Raw genomic sequence first — 23,560 nt, 5'->3', positions numbered from 1 at the left:
CATGAGCTTTCGCGATCTAATTGCCGAGGTGGACGCAGTGGTGTTCGAAACGCTGGGTGATACCGCACGGATCGAGGGTCGCGAAGAACCGGTGTTGGGTATGTTCGCCGCTCCGTGGTTGCAGCCCAAGTTCGGCAAGCTCAACACCGGGTTGCGTGAGCCGCGGTTCGAGATCCGGGTCAGCGATTCGCACGGCCTGGAGCAGGGCATGCTGGTCAGCATCGATCTGCCCGCGCTGGACGGCGGTGGCGATTACGACCTGTTGCAGCTGGAGCCGAGCGGCGACGGTCTGGTCGCCTTGATCCTGAGGATGCGCCCATGAGTGTCGGCAGTCACTTCAAGCCCTCGGCCGGTGGCGGGATGATTTCCATCCAGTCCTCGACGGCGGACCTGAAAGCTTTCCAGGACTTCGCCAAGCTGGTGCCCAAAGCCGCCGCAGCCGCCCAACGTCGGGCGATCAACAAAACGCTGGGTTGGCTGCGCACGCACATTGCCCGGGCCGTCAGTCGGCAAGAACGCATTGCGGTGGCGGCGATTCGTCAGCGTTTGCGCAGCTACCCGGTCTCCGGCGGAGCCACCAGCGGCAAGTTGTGGTTCGGTTTAAATTCCATCGAGTCCAGTCGGATCGGCCGGGCGCGGCAGTCCGGCACTGGTGTGTCGGTGGCCGGTCGGCGTTACCAGGGCGCCTTTCTCAAGAAGGTCTACGGCAACAAGCCCGACATCTGGATCCGCACCGCGAGCAAGCACTTCAATGCGGATGACTATCCCGACAGCACCGTGTCGTCCGGTGGCGGTGCCAGTTCGGGGTGGGTCGCGGAAAACGGCAATCGCTTTCCGCTGGCCAAAGCCAAGGTGTCACTGGAACAAGCCCGGCCGCACTTCGACAGTTGGGTTAAACGCGCCGACGCGCGCCTGCTGGAAATCCTGCGGCAGGAATTCAACTTTGAGCTGCAAAAGTATTTGAAGGGGACGGCCAATGTCTGACGAGCCTTTTAGTCTCGACCAACTCTACCGGGCAATAGAACAGAACCTGAAGGCTCATCTGCCGGGCGTTCAAGCGGTGACGGCTTGGCCCAACATCAAGGACCGCATTGCACTGCCGGCGGTGTTCATCGAGTTGGCTGAGATGGAACCTGGTGTCGACATTGGAACGGGGCAAACCACTCTGGTTTGCAAGTTCGAAGCGCGGATCATTGTCGACCCGATACGACCACAGCATTGCCAGCAAGCCGCGTACCTGGCGGCCCAATTGGCTGTGTTGTTACGACTGCAAACGTGGGGGCTTGAGGTAGATCCCGCCGAGTTTGGCCAGGCGATGCAGGACTGGACCAGGCCGGAGCTGGATGGCTACGTGGTCTGGTTAGTGGAATGGACTCACCAACTCTACCTGGGTGTTGAGGAATGGCCCTGGCCGAATGAGCCGCCGGGCTCGCTGATACTCGACATTGAGTCGGGCGATGGTCCAGTCAAGCCGGAGGATCTGTGAGTTACGCCAGTGCCGAGCATGACCGCATGATCGCGGCCATGCTGATGCCCTGCGCGGTGGTCGGTGTGGATCTGACGGGGCCGGCGGTGCGGGTGTCGAATGGCGAGTGGACGAGCGCCTGGGTGCGCTGGCACAGCCTCGCGGCTGGTAAGGCGCGGCATTGGCGGGCGCCGAGCCTGGGCGAGCAGGGGGTGCTATTCAACCCCAGTGGTCAGGCCGGCATGGGCACCTTTATCCCGGGGCTGTACGGCAATGCCGGCGCACCGCCGGATAACCGCGACCATGTGGAGGTGTGGCGTTTCGACGACGGCGGTTCGCTGGTCTATGACTGGGAGGCCAAGAGCTACACGATCACCCTGCCCACCGGTACGGTGACGATCAAGGTCGGCAGTACGGAGGTGGTCGTTACGGATAACGCCGTGACGGCCAAGGTCGGCGGTACTGAAGTGGCGCTGACGCCGGATTCGGCAACGGTCATATCAGCGGCCATCAAACTGGTCGGCGCGGTGGCCATCGACGGACCGTTACACGTCACGCAGAACATCACCAGTGACGCCTCGATTCTCGACGCCACGGGTAACAGTAACCATCACTCGCACTAATCACTAACCCATCCAAGCCCGCCGAGTGCGGGCTTTTTCATGCCTGGAGAAATCATGGCGAAGACAAACGATGTTCTCAGTATTGAGCAGCCCCAGCCCCAGCCGCAGCCGCAGCCGCAGCCGCAGCCCCAGCCGCAGCCCCAGCCGCAACGTGCGGCGGTTCTGACGATGAAATTTCGCGACCGGGTGTACACATCGCGCACGTTGGTCCTTCCCGAATCGGGACGGACGCTGCCGGTAGCCAGAAGCTGCGTCGAAGTATCTGTTTCAGACGAGCAGGCCGTTCGTTACCTGAAGGCCCATCAAGAGTTCGAACCGCTGGAGTGAGTTAGATGATCGGAATGGACCGCCACACCGGCCAACCCATCTCCGGCATCGAGCATCTGCGGCAGTCCATTGCCGACATCTTGGGCACGCGCCTGGGCAGTCGCCGGCAGCGACCGGAGTACGGCAGCAAGATCCCCTTGTACGTCGACATGCCGATTAACGAAGGCTGGAAAAGTTCGGTGCAAGCCGAGGCGGTCCGCGCGATCGGGCGGTGGGAGCCGCGCGTCAAGCTGGAGCGCGTCCGCGCGCTCTCGGTGCTGGGCGGGCAAATCAATCTGAGCATTGCCGGCGAGTACCTCGGCGACCGTTTTCTGTTTGAGGTGAGCGTATGAGCATCGTGGATCTGTCGGCGTTGCCTGCGCCGGACGTGCTGGAGCCGTTGGACTTCGAAGTCACCTATGACGAAGCCCTGGGCACGTTTCGCGGCTACATGGGCGACAACTGGAGCGCGGCAATTGAGAGCGATCCGGTGGTGAAGGTGCTCGAGGTGGGGGCCTATCAGAAGGTCGGTAACCGTGCCCGGGTCAATGACGCCGCCAAGGCGCTGTTACTGGCTCACGCGATCGGCCCGGACCTCGATCAGTTGGGCGCTAACTACAACCTCAAGCGCCTTGTGATCCAGGCGGCGGACCTGACGGCGGTGCCGCCGGTGCCCGAGGTCAAGGAGCTGGACGACCCGTTTCGCGAGCGCATCCAGCTGGCGTTTGAGGGGCTGACCACGGCCGGGCCGCGTGCCAGCTACATTCTGCACGCCCGTAACGCTTCGGGGTTGGTGATGGATGCCTCGGCGGAAAGCCCGGCGCCTTGCTGCGTTACGGTAACGGTGCTGAGTTCCGAGGGGCGCGGCGAGGCCAGTCCCGCGCTGCTGGCTACCGTCGAAGCGGGCTTGAATGATGAAGATGTACGCCCGCTGGGCGATCGGGTGACGGTGCAAGGCGCGCAGATTATCGACTATCGCATTAACGCCCTTTTGCACATGAACGGCGCCGGGCCTGAGGGGGACGCCAGTTTGGCCGAAGCCATCAACCGCTTGGCGAAGTGGATCAATCCGCGTAAGCGCTTGGGCGTCGAAGTCGCCCGCTCGGCGGTGGATGCGCAATTGCACGTCGCCGGGGTGTCCCGGGTTGAGCTGATCGGCTGGGTGGACTTGGCGCCGAGCAAGGCTCAGGCGGCATGGTGTACCGGCTATGAGGTGAAGCTGGCGGGGGCGACATGAAAAGCCTGCTGCCAAGCAATAGCACGCAACTGGAGCGCGCTCTGGAGGCGGCTTTCTACGAGCGAACCATTGTCCCGCTGCGCACCCTGTACAACCCCGACACCTGTCCGGTCCATCTGCTGCCGCATTTGGCGTGGGCGTGGTCGGTCGATCGCTGGGATTATCGGTGGTCGGAGGCGACCAAGCGCGCGGCGATCAAGTCGTCGTATTACATCCATGCCCGCAAGGGGACCATCGGGGCGTTGCGCCGGGTGGTCGAGCCCCTGGGCTATCTGGTTGAAATCATCGAGTGGTTCAACACCGTCCCCGAAGGGGTGCCGGGCACCTTTGCGCTGAAGGTCGGTGTGCTGGACACCGGGATCACCGAGGACATGTATCAGGAGCTGGAGCGTCTGATTGACGACGCCAAGCCCGTGACCCGGCATTTGACCGGTCTCGATATCACGCTGGAAACCCGATTGAACGCCTATGTCGGCTTCGCTGTGTATGACGGCGACGAGATCGATGTTTACCCCTGGAACAATCCCGATTTGGATGTGGTGATTCAGGGCTGCCACGGCGTTAGCGAATACAACCTCGACGAATTGGATGTGTACCCCCATGGTTGATAAAAACTCTATTTTCGGCGGCATGCTCACGACTCAGGGGGCCGCCAAAAAAACCAACTGCGACGCGCTGGGTATCCCGTGGGAGCCGCGTTACATGTTGATCGGTGATGCGAACGGCACCGATCCGGTACCCAGTTCATCGCAAACCAAGCTGGTCAATCAGGTCTATCGCGCGCAGCTCAATCAGCTGCGCGTCTCTCCCACCGACGACACTGTGTTGATCGCCGAGCTGGTGTTGCCGCCGGACGTGGGCGGCTGGTGGATTCGTGAGCTGGCGCTGGAAGACAAGGATGGGGTGTTTTCGGCGGTGGCCAACGCCGCGCCGAGTTACAAGCCCTTGCTGGCGCAAGGGTCAGGGCGTAACCAAGTGGTACGCATGCACATCGTCACCAGCGGCACCGCGAACATTCAGTTAAAAATCGATCCATCGGTGGTGTTGGCGACACGTGAGTACGTCGATCAAAAGGTGCTGGAGGAGCTGGGCAAGCTGGACTTTAAGCACTCGGTACGGGTGGCGACCACCGCCCCTGTGGTGCTGATCGGCCTTCAGGCCATTGACGGGGTCGCCCTGGTTGCCGGTGATCGCGTGTTGGTGAAAAACCAGGCCGTGGCCAAAGACAACGGCCTTTACGTGGTGGCTGCGGGTGTGTGGGCGCGTAGCGCGGATGCTGACAGTAGCCTGGAAGTGACGCCCGGGCTGTTTGTGCATGTCGAGCGCGGCACCATCAACGGCGACAGCATTTGGCAACTGGTGACGGATGCGCCGATTGTCCTGGGCGTGACGGATCTGCTGTTTGAAATGGCGGCCGGGCGCACCGGTATCAATGCCGGCACCTACCGCAGTGTGACCGTGGACAAATACGGTCGGGTGGTGGGTGGGACCAACCCGACCACGCTGGCCGGTTATGCGATCACGGACGCCTTCACCAAAACTGAAACACTCGACTTGCTTAACGGGACGAGCCAAGTCCCTTTGGTGGAGGTCAACACCTCAAGGCCCCTGGTGGTGAACGAGTTGGGGCTTGTCCTGATTGATGCCAGCGCGGGGGCGTTGACGGTTGATCTGCCCGATGCCAACGCAGCGCTGGGCGTTCGTAGTGTGGTGGTGCGACGGGTCGATAACACCAGCAACCGGCTGACAATCAAGGCGGCCGTTGGCAACAAAATCAAGTTTCATACCCATCTGAATGCGGCCGGCTATTCGTTTTTTTACCTGATGGGGGCCGGGGATTATTGGCACTTGCGCAGTGATGGCAAGGGCAACTGGATACCGATTGCGCGCCTGGACGGTACGGCACTCGGGCGGCCCGTGCTTGAAACGACGACCGTATTGAATCCAGGGGGGCACGTCCCGTTGGGCAATGCCCTCTTTGTTCGTGCCGATTGGCCATGGTTGTGGGACCACGCTCAACAGTCGGGAATGCTGACTACGGAAGCCGCTCGCGGGGGTATGGAGGGCGGTTGGACCACGGGCGATGGCGCGACCACGTTCCGCAGTCCAGATCCGCGCGGTAAATTCATCCGCCACCTTGACGAGGCCGCCGGGATCGATTCGGGCCGTCCTGCGGGTAGCTATCGTCTCGATGACTTCAAGAGTCACAACCACTATGTCGGTTCCGGCGGTTACGGCACGCAGGCGATGGGCGGCGGGAGCATCACCTATGCCACCTGGACCGGTGGTGGCACTGGCGCCGCTGGCGGCGCTGAGACGGTCCCGAAAAACATCGCCTATCCGGGCCGAATTAAAGTGATCTGAGGTGCTAATGAATATCTATGTGTTCGACCCGCTCGGCATCCTGACCGGGCCGTTTGAGTTGTCAGATTTTCCAGAAGTCCCGGGATTTGGCCCGTATCTGCCGGGCAATACCGTCGAGCTGGAAAAACCTCTGAGCCCGCCCGGGGCTGGCCACGTATGGGCGCTGGTCGAGGGGAAGCCGCAACTATTGGCCGACTATCGCGGCGTCGTTTATCACACGGATACCGGCGCCGAAGAAGAGCATGTCGAGCTGGGCGATCTGCCTGAAGGACTGACCGCCAAGCCATGGCCGGGTCAGTTCTACGTGTGGGCGGGTGGTGATTGGGTTCTGGATGAGGCGGCGCAGATTGCAGCGGCGCAAGCGGGTGAGCGAGCGTGGCGCAATGCGCAAATAGCGAGCACCGATTATCTGGTCATGCCGGATTACCCGTTAAGCGCCGATCAACGCGCGCAGCTGTATGCCTATCGACAGGCTCTGCGCAACTGGCCGGAAGCCGGGCAGTTCCCGGAGCAAAAAGACCGGCCGGTGGCACCGAGCTGGATCGCCGACCAACCCAAATAAACGCCACGCACTGACGGGGCGTTTTCTTTTCCGTTACGCGTAACACGAACATCCCTGACAGCCTCGCTTATGCGGGGTTTTTTCGTTTCTGGAGATTGAGCCTTATGAGTTTCTTTCACGGCGTCACCACCTCGCTGATCGACACCGGCGCACGGACTATTTCGCTGCCGTCGTCGTCGATCATCGGCCTGTGCGACACCTTCACCCCGGGCATTCTCGGCGGCGGTACGGCCAAGGCCGGCGAGCTGGTGTTGCTCACATCCGAGCGCGAAGCCATTGCCGCGTTCGGCCCGGACTCGGCGATCACCAAGGCCGCCCAGGCGATCTACGTGCGCGCCAAGGCGGTGATCGTCGCGATCGGCGTCCCTAAGCTGGAAGATGCCGCGCTGCAAACGTCCGCCATCATTGGCGGGGTGCTGGCCGATGGTCACCGTACCGGCCTGCAAGCGCTGCTCGATGGCAAGAGCAAGCACAACGCCCAGCCGAAACTGCTGATCGCCCCGAAGCACTCGGCCACCCAAGCCGTGGCCACCGCCATGGATGCCCTGGCCGCCAAGTTGCGCGCCATGGCCATCCTCGACGGCCCGAACACCACCGATGAAGCGGCCTTGGCCTACGCCCTGGAGTTCGGCAGCAAGCGTCTGTACATGGTCGATCCTGGCGTCAAGTACTGGGACTCGGTATTGAGCGCAACCATCGACGCGCCGGGCTCGGCCTGGGTAGCGGGCCTGTTTGCCTGGACCGACGCCACGTATGGCTACTGGGCATCGCCGTCGAACAAAGAGTTTGTCGGCATCACCGGCACCACGCGCCCGATCGAGTACCTGGACGGCGACGAAACCTGCCGGGCCAACCTGCTGAATAACGCAAACATCGCGACGATTATTCGTGACGGCGGGTATCGCCTGTGGGGTAACCGCACGCTGTCGAGCGATCCGAAATGGGCGTTCGTCACCCGGGTGCGGACCTGCGACATCCTCATGGATGCGATCCAGGCCGGGCACAAGTGGGCGGTCGACCGCTCGATCACCAAGACCTACGTGCAGGACGTGACCGAGGGCCTTCAGGCGTTCATGCGCGATCAGAAGAACGCCGGCGCGGTGATCAACTTCGAGGTCTACGCGGACAAGGAGCGGAACACGGCCAGCCAAATCGAGCAGGGCAAAGTGTTCTGGCGTATCCGCTTCACCGACGTGCCGCCGGCCGAAAACCCGAATTTCCTCATTGAAGTCACCAACGAATGGTTGACCGAAGTTCTTGAATCCGCCTAAGGGGCTCGCACGATGATTCCTCAAGTTCTCTCCAACATGAACGCCTTTGTCGACGGTGTGAGTTTCGCCGGCGACGTGCCCACCCTGTCGCTGCCCAAGCTGACGCAAAAGACCGACGACTATCAGGGTGGCGGCATGTCCGCCCCGATCGAAATGGGCATGGGCCTGGAAAAGCTGGAAGCGGCCTTTACCACCAACGGCGTGCGCCGTGAGGCGCTGAAGTACTTCGGGCTGGCCGATCAGACCGCTTGCACCATCGTCTTTCGAGGCGCCTTCAAGGGCCTGAAAGGTGCGATCACGCCAGTGGTGGTCACCCTGCGCGGTGGCATCAAAGAGGTCGACATGGGCGACTGGAAGCCGGGCGACAAGGCGGAAATCAAGCACGCGATCAAGGCCATTTATTACAAGCTCGAAATCGACGGGCGCGTGATGTACGAGATCGACCCACTCAACATGATTCAGGTGGTCGACGGTGTCGATCAACTGGCGGAAGAACGTTCGGCCCTCGGCCTCTAAGGACTCAAAGCACATGACTCAAGTAACCCAGGACACCACCGCCCCGACCTTGCCGAAGTGGCTGAAGCTGAGCGATGAGGGCGTGACCGTAACGCTCAAGTACCCAACCCTAATCAGTGAAGTCCTCACGGATGCGCTGACCATGCGCGCGCCCAGCGTCAAGGACTGGCGCGCGTCCAAGGTCGCCGGCAATGGCGACTACGAAAAACAGGAGCTGTCGTTGTTTGGCAGCCTGACCGGGCTGACCGAGGCGGAGCTGCTGACCTTGAAATACAAGGACTACCAACGCCTGTCGGCGGGCTATTTTCGCCTGGTCGAAGAAGACGACGTTTAACGCCGTCACGCTCAGGGACGCGGCTCAACGCTTGGCTAAAGAGACCGGTTTCTCGGCGGCCGAGATTGAGGCGCTGCCCTTCGATCAGATGCTGTGGTGGCTCACGGATTGAGCCACCTTTGAATTCCCCGACGTATAGGGCACGCACATGGCGAACAAACTCGCGCTCGGTCTGGTCATTGGCGGGGCGGTCAGCTCCACGGTGGGCTCGGCGTTCAAGGACGTCACCAATCGCATGCAGCGCCTGGAGGCCGCCGGCAAAAAAGCCCGGGTGCTGGAAAAGACCATTGGCGACACCATGCGCCTGCGCGACGAATGGCGCCGGGCGCACATGGCGGGCGAAAAGGGCGCTTCGGCGTTGCAAAAGCAACTCGAAAGCAACCTGAGCAGCCTGAAGAAAGAAGGCGTGGAAGTGCGCAATCTGACCAAGGCCTACGCGGCCATGGGGCAGGTGGCGCACAAGGCCGAGCTGAAGGCCAAAGGTCACCAGCAACTCGACGAAGGTAAGCAGAAGCTCAAAAGCAGTGTCGGCCAAGCCGTGGCCGCCACGGCAGCGATGGCGATTCCGACCAAGGTCAGCGCGGACTATGGCGCGATCATTCGCGACATTGCGATCAAGTCGAACATTGCCAACAAGCCCGAAGAAGCGCAGATGTCGAAGAAGATTATCGACACGTCGCGGGACACGGGGATGGCGCGTAACGATGTGGCCGAGGTGGTCAACGCCCTGGTGGGCGCCGGCATGGAATTGGACAAGGCGCTGGCCTATGCCCCGACCGCCGCCAAGTTCGCCGTGGGCCAAGGCTCCGACGGTGGCGAAACGGCGAAGATGATCAACGCCCTGGGGCAGAACGCCAAGATCACCGACCCGGCCATGATGCAAAAGGCCCTGGAGGCGATCGCTTACCAAGGGCAGGCGGGCAGTTTCGAAGCGGCCGACATGGCGCGGTGGTTCCCCGAGTTGCTGGCGGGGATGGGCAAGCTGGGCATCACCGGGATGGATTCGGTGTCGCAACTGGGCGCCATGCTTCAGGTGCAAATGAAGACCGCCGGCGGTTCCGATGAGGCGGCCAACAACCTCAAGAACTGGATGGAAAAGATCGGCTCGGGTGACACGGTGACGGCCTACAAAAAGGCCGGGATCGATTATCAGGCGTCGATGAATACCGGGCTGCAGAACGGCAAATCCACGTTGGAATCCAGCTTTGAGCTGGCACAAAAATACATCGCGGCGACCGATCCGAAGAAGGCCGCCGCGATGGCAGAAGCCACGGCCAAGATCAGCAAGGAGGCGGACCCGGAAAAGGCCAAGGCCATGATCGCGTCCCTGGAGCAAGCCTTGCGCACCGGCGACCTGTTCGCCGACATGCAGGTCAAGGGCGCGCTGACGGCGTTCATGCAGAACAAGGAACTGTACGCCAGTCTGAAAAAGGACTCGGCCAATGCCACCGGGATCTTGGACAAGAACCTGGAGGAGCGCCGGCAGTCGTCGGCGCAGAAGTGGTCGGAAATGGCCCAGGGCATGGACGACGCCATGCGCGCGATCGGCGACGCATTCCGCCCGGTCACCGACAAGGTGGCGGACGGGCTGACCTACGTCACCCAAGGGCTGAGCAAACTGTCGGACGAATCGCCCAAGGTGGTGACCGGCATCGGCGCGGCCGTGGCAGCGGTGATCGCCTTTCAGGGCGCGATGAGCACCTTCAAGATCGCCAAGGGCTTGCTCAACATCGGGCGCGGTTCGCTGATGGGCAATCCGAACATTCCGCAAAAGGTCATTGTGGTGGGCGGTGGCGGCGGCCTGGAGGCGGGCGACCTCGATGCCGAAGGCAAGGACAGCAAAAAAGGCAAGAAAGGCGGGCGGTCCGGCCGAGGGCGGGGGCGAAGTGGTGGCGGTGGTCGAGGCGTAGGGATCGGCTCCGCTGTTAAGGGCGCCGCCGTAGTGGCGGTGGTGGATGCCGGGTTTAAGGCCTACGACACGTATCAGAACGCCGAAACGCAGGACGATAAAGCCGAAGGTTATGGTGCGGCCGCTGGGGGCTTGGCGGGCACGTTGTCCGGCGCGGCGGCTGGGGCCGCGTTGGGCACCCTGCTGTTGCCGGTCATTGGTACGGCCATTGGCGGCCTGGTCGGCGGTGTGCTCGGCAACATGGGCGGCGACGTGTTGGGGGGCTATCTCGGCAAGGCGGCGTTCGGTACGCCCGACGACCTGAAGCGCCTGCCAGCCGCCGGGCCGCTGATGATGGCCAATGCCGGCAAGGACATCCCCCCGGTGCTGGGCGGGATTGCCCAGTCGTTCGCGCCGTCGACCACCGGGCCGCTGATGCTGGCCAATCCCGTTGCCGGCCCGGGGGCGAGTATCGCCGCCACGTCGGCGGCCGCTGCGCCGCCGGTGTCGTATGACCCGCGCGACCTCAATTCCAAGGACGCCATGTTGCTGCCGCACTTTGCCAACAAGGTGCGTTTCCCGGGCTCCGAGCTGCGTCGGCCCAAGGTCATTCGCTCGGGCCTGGAAGATCCGGCGCCGCAACCGGGGGAGGCGGCGAAAGCCATGATGTTGCCGCCGGCCAGCGCCGACGCGGCGGCCGGGGCACTGGTCAAGCCGATGGCGGCGAAAGCGGAGGCGCCCAAGGTCGAGTCAAACGTGGCGATTCAGGCGCCGTTCTCGCTGACGGTCAACGGCGACGTAAAGGATGGCAATCAGCTTTTTGCGCAGATCAAGCCGCAGCTCGATCAGTACTATCGCGACATGGCCAAGCAGGTGGGGAGCGCTCAACTGTTTGACGCGCCGCACATTTAATCGGGGGACATATGTCTGACCAAAACAAGACCGCATTGCAGCGATTACAGTCGGGGCTGGGGTTCCTGGCCTCGGCCGGGGAAACCGGGCGGCGCAGCCTGGACGGCATGTTGGGGCCGGTGAATGGCGCGATCGGCGAAATCACCGGCGCCGCGTCCGAGCTGGAGGGGTTGCCTTTTGTCGGGCCGGCGGTCGGCGCCCAGCTTCAGCGCGTCATGCGCGGGGTGAATGCCGCTCAGGCCCAGGTCGGGAAAGTGGTGGCCATGTACGGCACGGCCACCCGGGCGCTGTCGCAAATTGATGAGCGCATGGGCGTGCTGAAGGAGCAGGCGGGCAAGGCGACGACGGCGATCGGCAAGATCGCCGGCAAGGTCAGTCCGGCGCTGGCCAACATTGTGCCCACGGGGGCGTTTGCCACGGACCAGACGCCGGCACCGGAGGCGGTGAAACCGTTCCCGCACCTGCTGATCATCCAGCCGCAAGATCCCAAGGCGCCGCCGTATTTCTTCAACCTCGACACGGCGGCCTTTGACGAACTGCGGCGCTCGACCGAATTCCGCTGGGCCTCCCAGGAGCGTCTGTCGCGGCGACCGGCGCAGCAAGGCGTGGGCATGGGGGACGAAAAAATCACGCTCAAGGGCGCGATTTTCCCCGGTTTCAAGGGCGGCCTGAAACAGCTCGACACCCTGCGCGCACTCGGCGCCCAGCTCAAGCCGATGACCCTGACCACGGGTTATGGCGACGTGCTGGGCACCTGGTGCCTGAAAAGCGTCGAGGAAGAACAAAGCTCGCTGATGCAAGGCGGGATCCCGCGTAAACAAGGGTTCACTCTGGAGTTTGGGCACTATGGCGACGACATGCAGAACGTCTGACGGGGATCTGCTCGACACCATCTGCCATAACTTCTATGGCCACCTCAACGGCAGCGTGGAGGCGGTGCTCGATGCCAATCAGGGGCTGGCCGATGAGCCGCAACCGTACCGTGACGGCGTGGTGATCCTGTTGCCGGATCTCGCGGCCCCCGCCCAGGAACAAGTCACCCTGTGGGATTGATGGACTACAATCATGGTGTTACATGCAGTAGCTCTTTACTTTCTTGCCCGCGTCCCGCGGGCTTTTTTTTGGAAAAAATCCATGACGCCCCTATTTCGCATCGTGGCCGATGGCGCCGATATCACCGGCCTGATCAATGATCGGCTGATTCAGCTCAGCACCACCGACAAGCCGGGCATGGATTCGGACACCTTCGAACTGCGCATTGATGACCGTGACGGGCTGGTGACGTTGCCCCGGCGCGGCATCGGGATCGAGGTCTACCTGGGCTATGCCGAGACGGGGCTGGCCCGCTTGGGCCGCTACGTGGTCGATTCGGTCACGGTGTCCGGGCCGCCGGATACGATCGTGATCAAGGGCAAGGCCAGCGACATGCGCGGCAGTGGCAAGACCATCCGTAGCGGAAGCTGGGAGGAGGTGCCGTTGTCGAAGATCGTCGGTGACATCGCCGCGCGCAATGGCTGGGCGCCAGGGTGCTCGGTGTCGACGAAGGTCGGCCGGGCGGACCAGCTCGGCGAATCCGACTTCAATTTCATCACGCGCCTGGCGAAGCAATACGACTGCACGGCCAAGGTCGCAGACGGCAAATTGTTGGTGATGCCACGTCAAGGCGGACAGACCGCTAGCGGCAAGGCCTTCGGTGCGATCACCCTGACGCGCCGCGACGTGAGCCGCTGGCAGTTCAATCTAGAGGATCGCAACACGCATAAGTCGGTCGGGGCCAAGCATCAGGATAAGAAAACCGGAAAGCTGGTGGTGGTGTCCCTGGAGAATGACGACCTGCCGACCGGCCTGCCGGCGGTGCATACCGATCGGCATATCTATCACGACAAAACCGCCGCCGAGTCCGCCGCCAAGGCGCGCTTGGCGGCGTTCAACCGATCGAGCGCCGGCGTGCGTTTCGAAATGCCCGGCCGCACGGACCTGTTTGCCGAACGCCCGATCATTGCCCAGGGCTTCAAGGTCGGCCTCGATGGCGAGTACCTGACCGATTCGGTCGAGCAGGTCTACACCCAAGCGGGCTGGTCGACTACCGTCGAATGCAACGGCGGCAAGCACGGCAAGCACGGCAAGCACGGCAAGGCGAAAGCCAAGGGCCAGAAGCCGAAGAAACAAACGAAGCCGCTCAAAGTCGTGAACCTGTAACCGCGCTGTTGCGCATCCCTAATCCGCCGTGTGCGGTTTTTTTATGCCTGGAGTTTGTATGGCCATCACCGAACAACAACTGCAACGCATCATGCCCAACGCCCGCCGCCAAGCGGGCGTTTTTGTATCCGTCCTCAATGCCGCCATGGCGCACCGGCAAATCACTACTCCGAAGCGCCAAGCGGCGTTCCTGGCCCAGGTCGGACACGAGTCTGGCCAGCTGCAGTACGTCCGTGAGTTGGGCAGTGATCAATACTTGAGCAAATACGACACCGGCAACCTGGCCGCGAAACTCGGCAACACCCTGGAAGTGGATGGAGATGGCCAGCGCTATCGCGGGCGCGGCCTGATCCAGGTAACTGGCCGCAATAACTACCTGCGTTGCAGCTTGGCACTGTTCGGCGACGAGCGCTTGTTGCGCACCCCTGAGCTAATCGAGCAGCCGCAATGGGCGGCCGAGTCGGCGGCGTGGTTCTGGTGGGTGCGAGAGCTGAACGCCCTGGCGGATCGGGGCGAGTTCGAGGCGATCACCCGCAAGATCAACGGTAGTCTCAACGGTCTGGCAGATCGGCTGCAACTCTGGACCCGGGCGAGGGCAGTGCTATGCGTGTCGTCGACCTGATCCCCGCACCGTACCGTCTGTTAGCCGTTGGCGTGCTGCTGACCGCATTGGTCGGTGGATCTGCCGCGTCGGTCTGGAAGGTTCAGGACTGGCGTTACGGCCAGCAACTCGCCGAACAGGCCAGCCTGCACAAGGACGATCTGATCGCCATCAGCAACGCCGCCGCTGACCAAGTGCGCACGGCACAGGACAACCGCCGAGCCCTTGAACAGCGGCTGTCGACAAGTGAACAAACCCACTACAAGGAACTCAACGATGCTCAAACCAAGCAGGCTCGCCTGCGTGATCGCCTTGCCACTTCTGACTTACGGCTGTCAGTCCTACTCGACGCCACCGCTGCAGCCAGTGGCGGCACAGTGTCTGCCGCCACCCCAGCCGGCGGCGTGGTTCATGGCTCCACAAGTGCCCAACTTGACCCGGCGCATGCTCAACGAATTATCGGCATCACCGATGCCGGCGACCAAGGACTGATCGCCCTGGCCGCCTGTCAGGCCTATGCCAAAGAAGTCTCAAACAGCAGGCCCTGGACATTGCCGGCGATGTGTTCGGGGAAGGTCTGCCGGCCGTTGCCTTGGCCTTCGAAATAGCGGAAGGCGCCGTCGTCATCGATCTGCCCGATGAATTGATGGCGATTCGTAAAAGCGCCCGTTGTAAAAATCGCCCACGATGAACTGGTCATTCCTGTCCTGTACGGCGCGATAGTAGTGCTGGGGAAGCATGGTGTGCGCCATGAATCAGGATGTGTTCGGGCCTGTCGCTATTGCCGTTTGCTGCCCATGATGTAGGTCGGCAATCGACACATAGCTGCCTATCAAGCAGCAAGAACAGTTAAAAAGCAAAAAATGGTTCTGAACGAACAACTCACGGTTTGAGCAAAGTGTTTTCGCAGCAGGTGGGCCCAACATTGCGAGCTAAAAGGACTTTGTCATCCCAGTTTCTATCTGCCGTTCCTTCGTTTCGAGGCAGGAGCCGCCCATCTTTAAAAGCAGCCGCTAGCGTGTCCCGTGGTGTATTCACATCGGTCTGTGTCGACGTCAGCGTGAAAAGGGATAGGGGATGATAGGAACGCTCCTCCAAAACGGAGCCTATCCAAAGCGGTGAAGTTCGCCCGTTCGTGAGCTCTAAATCGACGACCCACACTCGAAGCACGAGGCGCGAGCTGGTCAGTGCGACGCCACTATTCGGTCGAACGAGCGTCAGGCTCGGAAGGCGACCACTGGCGAAAAGTGGAATAACCGGAAGAGCTGCCGGGTCGGTCTGGACGGAAAGCCAATTCAGGGCGTTCATCGGTGTCCAGGCCGCTGAGTCGCGCCACCCGTTGCGCTGCAGGACATCTTGTAATTCGCTCAGATCACCAGCCCACTGGAACGTCAGTGGCTCATTCGTCTCGCCAGTCAGATCGATACGCCGTGCCGGCAGTTGTTCCCAACCCGACGCCCACCAATCGGTGGTGGCCATGGACGGAATTCTTACGTTGACAGCATAGCGGTCGCTGTCGGTCGCATGGCTACGATAGATATTGAGTCCCCCGGCGAGTATCAGCGCTGAACATCCGGCGGCGAGTAGGCCTTTTGGTTCAATGCGTCCGGCTTGGCGCCTCAGGTAGGACAGTCCGAGCAGCGCCAGCCACGCCGACCCGAATGCCAACCCCCCGAGCACGTCGGAAAGCCAATGCGCACCGAGGTAAAGGCGCGAAAAGGCAATCAGAAATATCAGGGTTGCTGCACAAAGAGCGACCGCGAAGCGCCATGCCGGGCGGATATCACGCGCGATGAGAAAAGCGAGGAAACCGTAGAGCACGACATTGACCGTGCTATGCCCGCTGGGGAAGGAAAACGCGCTCCACCCGGAGTAGAGAAACTCACCGGGTCGAGCTCGATGTAGCGTAACTTTTATGACCGTGTTAAGTACCGAAGCGCCAGCAATCGCCACCAGCCAATAGGCAGCTGTACGCCAGACGCGTTTCCACATGAGCCATAACAAGACAACAATCGTGACCGCCATCACGACCTTGGTGTCGCCGAGTTCTGTAATGGCGATCATCACTGCATCACCTGGCGCTGTACGAAGATCCCGAAGCGCGTGGTATATCGCGCTGTCTGCGAGCAGCAATGGGTCACCTGTGACGACATCTTCAAGGATGCCAAAGAAGAACCAGGCTGCACCGGCGAGAAGTACAGCCGACAATGCGAGAGTCCGTACTTCAGGCCGTGACGGATCGAGTAGTTGGGTAAGGCGGCGGCTCAGCCAGGTGTCGTGAGTGCCGACCCAGCACCGAAGCCGCGCCAATGAGTCGATGAAGTAAGGAACGCCGCGCCTCAACATCCAGCGCACGATATGCAGGAGCATCCAGCCCACCGCGAGTAGAACGATCAGCAGAATCGCGAGCGGCTTGGCAGCCGATCCGAGAAAGCTGAACGTTGCGCCTACGAGCACACCGGACAAGACATGCGACGAAGCCCAAGCGAGCGCCGAGGCCACATTGACTACATAGAACCGACTGACCGCCATTCCCAGCATTCCAGCGAGGAGTGGGATGAACGCGCGGACGCCCGGTACGAAGCGTGCAAAAAACACACTTTTGGCGCCGTGACGCTCAAAAAAAGCCTCGCTGCTCTGAATCAGTTCAGGGTGGCGGTTCAAAGGCCAGAAACCAAGGATCTCGCGGTGGTATCGATGCCCGAACCAGAACGAAAGCCCATCACCCGCGATGGCACCTAACGTGGCGGCGACCAGTAACGGCCAGAGCAATAACACGCCACTCGGCACCAAAGCACTGAGCGCGAGGATCACGGCTGTGCCTGGAACGACGACCCCGATGATTGGGATTGACTCGGAAAGTGCCAGAAGAAACACCGCCAGATAGGCAGCATGCGGATGCGCCGTGAGGAACTCGATGATCGATGAGACCAGGGACGTCATCATGCGTGGGCTGCCTATTTAGTACCGGTGATGAAGTAGTCAAGATGCGCCTCCTCCCGAGGGGGCGCACAACCGTTATGACGCAGGTGCCATGTCAGCGGGGAACTCTTCGACGCGCCTTTCAAAGCTTCCAAAATGCAACGCCAGGGTTGGTAACACCAATAGATTGAGTGCGGTCGAGGTCAATAACCCACCCAGGATAACGATAGCCATAGGCCCTTCGATTTCATTGCCAGCCGCGCCACTGGTGAGCGCCAGAGGTAGCAGTCCTAAAGCAGTCACCACGGCAGTCATCAGGATAGGAACCAGTCGTTCGGCTGCGCCCTTTCGAGCCGCTTCCGGGCTCCATGTCATACCTTCTTCATTCACCAAGTGTGAGTAATGTGAGATGAGCATGATGGAGTTGCGCAGAGTGATCCCAAACAGGGTGACAAACCCGACAAGCGATCCCAGTGACAGGTTTCCACCGCACACCAATACGGTCAAAACACCGCCCACCAGGGCGAAGGGCAGGTTCACGAGGACTAAGAGCAACGCACGCATGCTTTTGAGGGCGAGGAACAGAAGTAGCATGATTCCAAGGATCGCAGCCGCCGTATAAACCAGTAAGTCTTGTTGTGATTGCGCGCGTGCCTGTTCCTCTCCAGCAAACAAGACGTAGGTGCCCTTGGGTAGGGTGACCTCTTTGTTAATTAACCGTTGAGCCTCCTCAACGAAGTCACTCACCGCCCGGCCACGTACTGCGGTCGAGACGGTTTGCAGGCGTTGGCCACCGCTGTGCATGATTTGGTAACGGCTGGTGGTTTGAGTGATCACGGCCAGTTGATCGAGAGGTACCGTTGTTCCGGTTTTGTTGCGTAGCAGCAGTGACCCGACTGTCGCGATGCTGTGGTGGGCCGTGGGGTTCAACGAGACGGTGACGTCATACGTCTGGTTCCCCTGATAGATTTGGCTGGCTGTCACTCCGTCATAAGCCACTTGAATCGCCTCCATCACATCCACCGGCTCGAACCCCCAATGGGTCAATTGCTCAGGCCTGAGCCTGATCGTCAATTGTGGTACATGCTGGGCGGATTCAACTCTCAGGCCGATGGTGCCCGGGATTCGACCGATCACCTGGGCGATTTCCTGGGCTTTGCTGTCCAGCACATCCAGGTCAGGGCCAAAGACATTGATGACGACCGGCGCGGTGACGCCGGAGATACTTTCGTCCACCCGTTCAGTCAGGAACGTGTTCACCGACGTCGTCAGGCCTGGGAAGCTGGCCAGCACTTGTTGAATACGCGCTACGGCCTGGGTTTCCTCAGCAGCAGACAAGGTATTCAAATCCACTTCGAACTCACTGACGTGGACGCCGGTCGGGTCGACCACTTCACTGGCTCGCCCTGCGCGTTGCGCTACCAGTCGCACCCCCGGAACTGTACTCAGTGCCTGCGTTACACGGTCGCCCACACGCATGGATTCGGTCAAAGAGGAGCCTGGGGCCAATGCCATATGGATGAGGTAATGTCCCTCCTTCAATTCCGGTATGAAGTTACCGCCAAAAAACGGTAGGGCGGTGATCGCCACCGTGCAGAGAATGACGATCACCCAGACGATTGAGCGAGAGTGCGACTCGATGCTGGCGAGTAATTTCAGATAACGAGCCTTCAGTCGCTGCACCAGTTTTGGCTCGTCCGATTGAAGTGGCTTGGTGGTCAACAACATAAACGCCAGCGCTGGCGTGACCGTTAGAGCCACCACAAGGGAGGCTAAAATCGCCAGGATGTAGGCGATACCCAAGGGGGCGAACAGTTTTCCGGCAACCCCGGACAGTGCCAGAACGGGCAGGAAAATCAGCGCAACAACCAACGTCGCATACACCACTGCGCTACGAACTTCGAATGAGGCGCGCATTACCACCAGGGCCGTTGATACAGGATGCTCCAGTGCTTGGTTTTGGCGCAACCGACGGAAGATGTTCTCGACGTCGACCACTGCATCGTCCACGACCTCTCCCAAGGCAATGGCCAGACCGCCCAAAGTCATGGTGTTGAGGCTCACTCCAAAGTGATGGAGCACCATCACCGCCGTCAACAAGGACAGCGGAATCGCGGTAGCTGAAATGATTGCAGTGCGGATATTGAGCAAGAACAGAAACAGCACCAGGACAACTAACGCGCCGCCCAATAGCAGTGCCGTCTGCAAGTGACCCATCGCGGTTTCGATAAACCTGGCTGGGCGGAAGATATCTGGTTGCAGGCTCACCTGTTCTGCTTCGAGCGCCGGTTTCAAGCCGTCCAGGGTGCTTTCCACCTGAGTGGAAACGCTCATCATGTCAGCGCCATATTGGCTTTCCACCATCAACGACACCGCTGGCTTACCCTCGATGGCTGCCGCGCCGACTGCGGGAGCAGGCCCATAGACCACCGTGGCGACATCGCCCAGGCGTACGGCGATACCCTTCTGGTAGTTGAGCACCGTTTGGGCCAGCAACTTCGGTGTTACGGTCTGACCCTCAGTGTTCAAGACAATGCGTTGGTTAGCCGTTTCCAGAAAACCCGCACCTCTAACCCCCGTTGCACGCTGTGCAGCGCTCAACACGTCTTGCAGAGAGAAGCCGTATTGCACCAGTTTTTTGGGATCTGCCTGAATCTGAAACTGCTTCAGATCACCACCGAATACGATTACGTCCGCCACGCCTGGCACGCGTAACAATTGTGGTTTGATCGTCCACTCCGCCAGTGTGCGCATTTCCATCAGTGAGCGGGAATCGGAGGTAATACCTGCGACAAGGGTGACGCTGGTCGAAGACGTCAGTGGTAATAGCGCTGGTGTTTTGACACCCTGCGGGAGCGTGCCGGTGAGTGTACTGAGCCGCTCCGCAGCCAGTTGCCTGGCTCGATAGATGTCAGCCCCATCCTTGAAGGTCAGCGTCACCATGGACAGCCCCGGTAACGACTTGGATCGCATGCTCGCAAGCCCCAGGGTGCCACCCATGGCATTTTCGACCGGCTGGGTGACCAACATTTCAACTTGTTCGGACGATAACCCTGGGGCTTCGGTTTGAATCACCGCCAGCGGTGGAGCGAACTCGGGGAAGACATCCTGCCGGGCCTGAGTCAGGGTGTAGATGCCATAACCTGCCAGCAGACAAGCGAGGGCGATAACCACCCCTCGGAAGCGTACAGCGAAGCGGATAATTGAATTCAACATGATGTATTCGCTACCGTCTGGTTAGTCGTCACATTCGGGGTCTTTGCAAGCCGATGCGGTGATTGGCGGACGCTGCTCTTCGGACAAAAGCAGTTGCGCACCATGCACGACGACACGATCACCAGACTCAAACCCTGTGCTGACCAGGTATCCATTGTTGTAGGGGGTTTGGTCGGCAACAGGACGGCGAGTAAACCGGTCTTTGGCAATTTGCACATACGCCCACGGCTGGCCGCCAAACCAGAGGATGGCGGCCTCAGGTATGACGAGACTGGTGCTGGTGGGGGTGGGTAATGGCAAATAGGCAGCAACTTTGCTACCAACTGGCAGGGTCGCCGCCGCTCGGTAAAGGTATGCACGGCCTTCAGTCGAAGGGTCGACTTGAGGTGAAACTGAAATGAGCTGAGCCGTTTCCCGATGGTGTTCGCTGGACTCAAACGTAATCAGTTCAGGAGCGGCAAGATCATCACCGAGGGGGAGGACAACGCGCAAAAGCATGTCCTCTCGATTCAACAGCCTACGCAATAGAGGGGCGTCTTGCGCTCCAAGCATGCCGGCCAAGGGCGCACCAAACTGTTGGAGCGCACCATTGCGTACCGACTGCATGTTGGCACTCGCTGCCTGTAGCTTGGACTTGTCTGTATTCCATGTTGCTTGCGAGGTTTGCAGCACCTTCAAGGCCACGCTCTGGTTGGCCTTGAACAGCGCGGCGTTGCGCTCATATTCCTGGCCAGAAGCCGAAGCGGCAGACTGTGCCGCTGTAGACTCTGCTTGAGCCATAGCGTAACGAGTGCTCAGATCATTAAGCCCTTGCACATCTAGCACGCTGCCGTAAGCAAGATGCTCCACTTGATGCCTGGACGCTGTGATCGGCTCACTCTCGATACCACTGATTGTCTGGGTCGTTTCATCCAGCATGACGATGGTTAAACCGCCTTCGGTAGTGACCCGCGTAGGGGGCGCAACCGGAGTTGCAGGCGTGACCTGCAGGGTCTGATAGAAGAAAGAACCTAAAGCACCTAGTCCGACTGCGGCTACCAGTGCCAGAGCGATCAGTAAGGTTTTGCTACGAAAAGATGTGTTCATTTTCGAATGACCGCCTCGGTTGACTGGGCGTCCAATGGGACTCCATCGAGCGGTTGCTGGATGGCATTTTCAAGTTGGCTGATGGCTTGCTGGACTTGAACCACTGCATCCACATGGCTCATTGCATCGACATTTACGGCACGGCGTGACCGTGACAGCGCCAGCCGGTCTATTGCGCCTAAATCAAAAGAGCGTTGGTCAGCTTGAAAGGCGGCTGTTCGAGTCGTTCGTTGGGTGTCGATGAGCGCGAGGTTTTCCCTGGCCAGGCGATAGTGTTTTAGAGCGCTGTCGGTCTGATTGATCGCTTGGTCTTGAAGTGCTTCGAAACGGATAGCGGCTTCCTTGCGGTGTGCTTCTGCCTCCGCGATAGGCCCTTCATTGCGGTTGAATAGGGGGAGGGTGATGCCTGCCGGCGTAACGCTGTACTTGTTCACCCCTTGGTCGAACGAGTATCCGAGACCGAGTGACAGATTTGGATATTGCCGCGCAACTTCCAGTTGAAGAGCGGCTTGGCTCGCTTCGTACTCGGCCAGGGCGCCCAGAATGTCAGTGCGGTTCAAAACGGTTTGACGACGGGCAGCGTTATAAGGAATCTGCGGGGCCAAACTCTCGAAGCCATTCAGTTCGAGTTTGACTGGTTCAAGCGCCCTGAGAGGAATCCCAATGGTCTGAGCGATCAGTGCTTTGGCGTCCAGCATCAGCTTTTCACTATTAGCCAGGTCGCTACGATCATGCTCCAGAATGATCTGCTCCTGGCTCAACTCAAACGTCGAGGCCGATCCCAATGAAAGCTGCTTCTGCAGCATGGTCACGATGTCCTGCTGGATTTCAATCTGACGCTCGACAATCGCGTGGTGCTGGTTGGCGGCGTAAAAGTCGAGTAACGCGCTGCGCAGACGACTTCTGATCTGCCAGGCGGTCTGACCGATATTCAAACGGGCGGCGTCTGAGAGCTTTTGCGCTTGCGCCACTCGATAGCCCCGCTTACCGGCAGTCTCAATCGGGATGTCGAGTGCCAGTCCATACGTCCACGGCTTTATCGGCTGGTCGGCGTACTGCAGTGGTAACGACAAGGATGGATTGGGTCGTTGATTTGCTGTTTGTGTTGCCGCCTCACCACTAGCAAACCTGGCGCGCACCGCGTCCAGCTCAGGACTGTAGTAGTAGGCCGCCTGAGTTAAAGTGTTCAGATCCCAGGCGCTAGTGGTTTTGGAGAGGCGCGCTGTTATGAAGGACTGAAGCTCTGGATTGGTCAGAGAGCGCTCTTCATAGGCCGCCATCATCTTCTGAGGCTCCAATGGTTGCGGTTGGTAACTCGCGCAACCAGCCAGCAGCACTGCCACCGTGATAAAAAACTGTTTATGCATTCGCATTTTCTTTGAGACCAAAGTGGCGGAGCACGCAGAACTTCGAAAATCAAACATTGCCTCCCCCCCCTATTGGTGAGTGTTGCGTCGAGCGACGGGTGGGAAAACTCGTTGATATAGGCGCTCAAGGATGTCGAGCAGACGCTCGTCGAGATGCCTCCAACTCAGCACCTGTGGTACCAACCACGCGCTTATCAACGAGATCAGCAGCGACCCGGCAATATCGAATGGAAAATGCACGCCTAAATAGATACGCGCCCAGCCGACCGATGTTCCCAGCAGTAAAATCAATACGCCAAGCTTGCGCAGCGATGCCAGTATCAGAGCAATGGCTAACGTGAACATCACAGTGGCGTGATCGCTGGGGAAAGATGACTCCGGGGCATGCTCCAGGAAGTTTTGTCCTAGCCCCAGCATGAAGGGACGCGGATGGAACCAAAGGCTACTGATCAGCAGATTGCACCCAAGCGCGAACACGATACTCAGCGTGGCGGTTACTGCAGCGGTTCGGTGGTGGCGTGTGCCCCGCAGCCACAATCCGATCAGCAATAGCGGTACGCCAGTGATGAGCCATTGCGCCAGAAAAGTTGCCAGTAGCCTCATTTCCGAAGAGGAGTGCACGCTGGCGTTGATAGCCAGGAACAGAGTGCGATTGAGCTCTTCCATGGGGAGACCCGTTCAGGAGACTAGG

24 protein-coding genes are annotated in these 23,560 nt (G+C 60.3%); 19 read left to right on the top strand and 5 right to left on the bottom strand.

Annotated elements, in window-relative coordinates:
- The first annotated feature begins 1 nt into the window (after position 1).
- The 19 genes from HNR03_RS18235 (at position 2) to HNR03_RS18145 (ending at position 14,886) form a co-directional block, all read left to right on the top strand.
- Complete coding sequence (locus HNR03_RS18235) at positions 2–322, top strand: hypothetical protein (protein WP_259155010.1); 321 nt, start codon at positions 2–4, stop codon at positions 320–322.
- The gene (locus HNR03_RS18230; RefSeq protein ID WP_259155009.1) at positions 319–984 is read left to right on the top strand and encodes a hypothetical protein; all 666 of its coding nucleotides are present in this window, start codon (positions 319–321) and stop codon (positions 982–984) included. Before HNR03_RS18235 ends, HNR03_RS18230 begins: the two co-directional genes overlap by 4 nt.
- On the top strand, positions 977–1,486 hold the full coding sequence (locus HNR03_RS18225; protein WP_259155007.1) for a hypothetical protein: 510 nt from the start codon (positions 977–979) through the stop codon (positions 1,484–1,486). Before HNR03_RS18230 ends, HNR03_RS18225 begins: the two co-directional genes overlap by 8 nt.
- Positions 1,483–2,088, top strand: coding sequence for a phage baseplate assembly protein V (locus HNR03_RS18220; protein WP_259155006.1), 606 nt, complete (start codon positions 1,483–1,485; stop codon positions 2,086–2,088). Before HNR03_RS18225 ends, HNR03_RS18220 begins: the two co-directional genes overlap by 4 nt.
- Before the next feature lie 54 nt (positions 2,089–2,142).
- Positions 2,143–2,415: a hypothetical protein gene (locus tag HNR03_RS18215; RefSeq protein ID WP_259155179.1), complete on the top strand. Its 273-nt coding sequence runs from the start codon at positions 2,143–2,145 to the stop codon at positions 2,413–2,415.
- Positions 2,416–2,420: 5 nt separating this feature from the next.
- The gene (locus HNR03_RS18210) at positions 2,421–2,747 is read left to right on the top strand and encodes a GPW/gp25 family protein (RefSeq protein ID WP_008153645.1); all 327 of its coding nucleotides are present in this window, start codon (positions 2,421–2,423) and stop codon (positions 2,745–2,747) included.
- On the top strand, positions 2,744–3,631 hold the full coding sequence (locus HNR03_RS18205) for a baseplate J/gp47 family protein (protein WP_259155004.1): 888 nt from the start codon (positions 2,744–2,746) through the stop codon (positions 3,629–3,631). Before HNR03_RS18210 ends, HNR03_RS18205 begins: the two co-directional genes overlap by 4 nt.
- Entirely contained in the window at positions 3,628–4,239 is a 612-nt protein-coding gene (locus HNR03_RS18200) for a phage tail protein I (RefSeq protein WP_259155003.1), read from the top strand. The genes HNR03_RS18205 and HNR03_RS18200 overlap by 4 nt, the downstream gene beginning before the upstream one ends.
- Entirely contained in the window at positions 4,232–5,995 is a 1,764-nt protein-coding gene (locus HNR03_RS18195; RefSeq protein WP_259155002.1) for a phage tail protein, read from the top strand. Before HNR03_RS18200 ends, HNR03_RS18195 begins: the two co-directional genes overlap by 8 nt.
- A 7-nt stretch (positions 5,996–6,002) precedes the next feature.
- The gene (locus HNR03_RS18190; RefSeq protein WP_259155001.1) at positions 6,003–6,557 is read left to right on the top strand and encodes a phage tail assembly chaperone; all 555 of its coding nucleotides are present in this window, start codon (positions 6,003–6,005) and stop codon (positions 6,555–6,557) included.
- A gap of 104 nt (positions 6,558–6,661) precedes the next feature.
- Positions 6,662–7,828 (top strand): phage tail sheath family protein, encoded by a 1,167-nt coding sequence (locus HNR03_RS18185; protein ID WP_259155000.1) that lies wholly within the window; start codon positions 6,662–6,664, stop codon positions 7,826–7,828.
- Positions 7,829–7,840: 12 nt separating this feature from the next.
- Complete coding sequence (locus HNR03_RS18180) at positions 7,841–8,344, top strand: phage major tail tube protein (protein WP_259154998.1); 504 nt, start codon at positions 7,841–7,843, stop codon at positions 8,342–8,344.
- 13 nt (positions 8,345–8,357) lie between these two features.
- Entirely contained in the window at positions 8,358–8,678 is a 321-nt protein-coding gene (locus tag HNR03_RS18175; RefSeq protein ID WP_259154996.1) for a phage tail assembly protein, read from the top strand.
- Positions 8,679–8,826: 148 nt separating this feature from the next.
- Complete coding sequence (locus tag HNR03_RS18170) at positions 8,827–11,478, top strand: phage tail tape measure protein (protein ID WP_259154991.1); 2,652 nt, start codon at positions 8,827–8,829, stop codon at positions 11,476–11,478.
- Positions 11,479–11,489: 11 nt separating this feature from the next.
- Positions 11,490–12,350: a phage tail protein gene (locus tag HNR03_RS18165; RefSeq protein WP_259154990.1), complete on the top strand. Its 861-nt coding sequence runs from the start codon at positions 11,490–11,492 to the stop codon at positions 12,348–12,350.
- Positions 12,325–12,531, top strand: a complete 207-nt coding sequence (locus tag HNR03_RS18160; protein ID WP_010456157.1) for a tail protein X — start codon at positions 12,325–12,327, stop codon at positions 12,529–12,531. Before HNR03_RS18165 ends, HNR03_RS18160 begins: the two co-directional genes overlap by 26 nt.
- Positions 12,532–12,612: 81 nt before the next feature.
- Positions 12,613–13,677 carry a phage late control D family protein gene (locus tag HNR03_RS18155; protein WP_259154986.1) on the top strand — a complete coding sequence of 355 codons (1,065 nt, stop codon included), beginning with the start codon at positions 12,613–12,615 and terminating at the stop codon, positions 13,675–13,677.
- Between the two features lie 58 nt (positions 13,678–13,735).
- Entirely contained in the window at positions 13,736–14,299 is a 564-nt protein-coding gene (locus tag HNR03_RS18150) for a glycoside hydrolase family 19 protein (protein WP_259154984.1), read from the top strand.
- Positions 14,281–14,886 (top strand): lysis protein, encoded by a 606-nt coding sequence (locus tag HNR03_RS18145; protein ID WP_259154983.1) that lies wholly within the window; start codon positions 14,281–14,283, stop codon positions 14,884–14,886. Before HNR03_RS18150 ends, HNR03_RS18145 begins: the two co-directional genes overlap by 19 nt.
- 274 nt (positions 14,887–15,160) lie before the next feature.
- Here HNR03_RS18145 and HNR03_RS18140 read toward each other — a convergent pair whose 3' ends face one another.
- The 5 genes from HNR03_RS18140 to HNR03_RS18120 form a co-directional block, all read right to left on the bottom strand.
- Positions 15,161–17,224 (bottom strand): bifunctional DedA family/phosphatase PAP2 family protein, encoded by a 2,064-nt coding sequence (locus tag HNR03_RS18140; protein WP_259154981.1) that lies wholly within the window; start codon positions 17,222–17,224, stop codon positions 15,161–15,163.
- Between the two features lie 72 nt (positions 17,225–17,296).
- Positions 17,297–20,416, bottom strand: a complete 3,120-nt coding sequence (locus tag HNR03_RS18135) for an efflux RND transporter permease subunit (protein ID WP_259154980.1) — start codon at positions 20,414–20,416, stop codon at positions 17,297–17,299.
- A 21-nt stretch (positions 20,417–20,437) separates the two neighbouring features.
- Positions 20,438–21,502: an efflux RND transporter periplasmic adaptor subunit gene (locus HNR03_RS18130; protein ID WP_259154979.1), complete on the bottom strand. Its 1,065-nt coding sequence runs from the start codon at positions 21,500–21,502 to the stop codon at positions 20,438–20,440.
- Positions 21,499–22,869: a TolC family protein gene (locus HNR03_RS18125; RefSeq protein WP_259154978.1), complete on the bottom strand. Its 1,371-nt coding sequence runs from the start codon at positions 22,867–22,869 to the stop codon at positions 21,499–21,501. The genes HNR03_RS18130 and HNR03_RS18125 overlap by 4 nt, the downstream gene beginning before the upstream one ends.
- 69 nt (positions 22,870–22,938) lie before the next feature.
- Positions 22,939–23,535 (bottom strand): undecaprenyl-diphosphatase, encoded by a 597-nt coding sequence (locus HNR03_RS18120; RefSeq protein WP_259154977.1) that lies wholly within the window; start codon positions 23,533–23,535, stop codon positions 22,939–22,941.
- Between the last annotated feature and the right edge of the window lie 25 nt (positions 23,536–23,560).

The sequence above is a fragment of the Pseudomonas sp. JAI111 genome, assembly GCF_024809425.1.
GTDB lineage: Bacteria > Pseudomonadota > Gammaproteobacteria > Pseudomonadales > Pseudomonadaceae > Aquipseudomonas.
The sequence above is the reverse complement of the archived record's forward strand: the minus strand, read 5'-3'. Positions and strand labels throughout refer to the sequence as shown.

Coding starts and splice junctions, on each gene's coding strand:
- HNR03_RS18190 (WP_259155001.1), top strand. CDS start 6,003: ATGAATATCTATGTGTTCGACCCGCTCGGCATCCTGACCGGGCCGTTT.
- HNR03_RS18210 (WP_008153645.1), top strand. CDS start 2,421: ATGATCGGAATGGACCGCCACACCGGCCAACCCATCTCCGGCATCGAG.
- HNR03_RS18165 (WP_259154990.1), top strand. CDS start 11,490: ATGTCTGACCAAAACAAGACCGCATTGCAGCGATTACAGTCGGGGCTG.
- HNR03_RS18180 (WP_259154998.1), top strand. CDS start 7,841: ATGATTCCTCAAGTTCTCTCCAACATGAACGCCTTTGTCGACGGTGTG.
- HNR03_RS18235 (WP_259155010.1), top strand. CDS start 2: ATGAGCTTTCGCGATCTAATTGCCGAGGTGGACGCAGTGGTGTTCGAA.
- HNR03_RS18225 (WP_259155007.1), top strand. CDS start 977: ATGTCTGACGAGCCTTTTAGTCTCGACCAACTCTACCGGGCAATAGAA.
- HNR03_RS18120 (WP_259154977.1), bottom strand. CDS start 23,535: ATGGAAGAGCTCAATCGCACTCTGTTCCTGGCTATCAACGCCAGCGTG.
- HNR03_RS18230 (WP_259155009.1), top strand. CDS start 319: ATGAGTGTCGGCAGTCACTTCAAGCCCTCGGCCGGTGGCGGGATGATT.
- HNR03_RS18155 (WP_259154986.1), top strand. CDS start 12,613: ATGACGCCCCTATTTCGCATCGTGGCCGATGGCGCCGATATCACCGGC.
- HNR03_RS18135 (WP_259154980.1), bottom strand. CDS start 20,416: ATGTTGAATTCAATTATCCGCTTCGCTGTACGCTTCCGAGGGGTGGTT.
- HNR03_RS18145 (WP_259154983.1), top strand. CDS start 14,281: ATGCGTGTCGTCGACCTGATCCCCGCACCGTACCGTCTGTTAGCCGTT.
- HNR03_RS18130 (WP_259154979.1), bottom strand. CDS start 21,502: ATGAACACATCTTTTCGTAGCAAAACCTTACTGATCGCTCTGGCACTG.
- HNR03_RS18185 (WP_259155000.1), top strand. CDS start 6,662: ATGAGTTTCTTTCACGGCGTCACCACCTCGCTGATCGACACCGGCGCA.
- HNR03_RS18160 (WP_010456157.1), top strand. CDS start 12,325: ATGGCGACGACATGCAGAACGTCTGACGGGGATCTGCTCGACACCATC.
- HNR03_RS18200 (WP_259155003.1), top strand. CDS start 3,628: ATGAAAAGCCTGCTGCCAAGCAATAGCACGCAACTGGAGCGCGCTCTG.
- HNR03_RS18175 (WP_259154996.1), top strand. CDS start 8,358: ATGACTCAAGTAACCCAGGACACCACCGCCCCGACCTTGCCGAAGTGG.
- HNR03_RS18170 (WP_259154991.1), top strand. CDS start 8,827: ATGGCGAACAAACTCGCGCTCGGTCTGGTCATTGGCGGGGCGGTCAGC.
- HNR03_RS18150 (WP_259154984.1), top strand. CDS start 13,736: ATGGCCATCACCGAACAACAACTGCAACGCATCATGCCCAACGCCCGC.
- HNR03_RS18140 (WP_259154981.1), bottom strand. CDS start 17,224: ATGATGACGTCCCTGGTCTCATCGATCATCGAGTTCCTCACGGCGCAT.
- HNR03_RS18215 (WP_259155179.1), top strand. CDS start 2,143: ATGGCGAAGACAAACGATGTTCTCAGTATTGAGCAGCCCCAGCCCCAG.
- HNR03_RS18205 (WP_259155004.1), top strand. CDS start 2,744: ATGAGCATCGTGGATCTGTCGGCGTTGCCTGCGCCGGACGTGCTGGAG.
- HNR03_RS18125 (WP_259154978.1), bottom strand. CDS start 22,869: ATGCATAAACAGTTTTTTATCACGGTGGCAGTGCTGCTGGCTGGTTGC.
- HNR03_RS18195 (WP_259155002.1), top strand. CDS start 4,232: ATGGTTGATAAAAACTCTATTTTCGGCGGCATGCTCACGACTCAGGGG.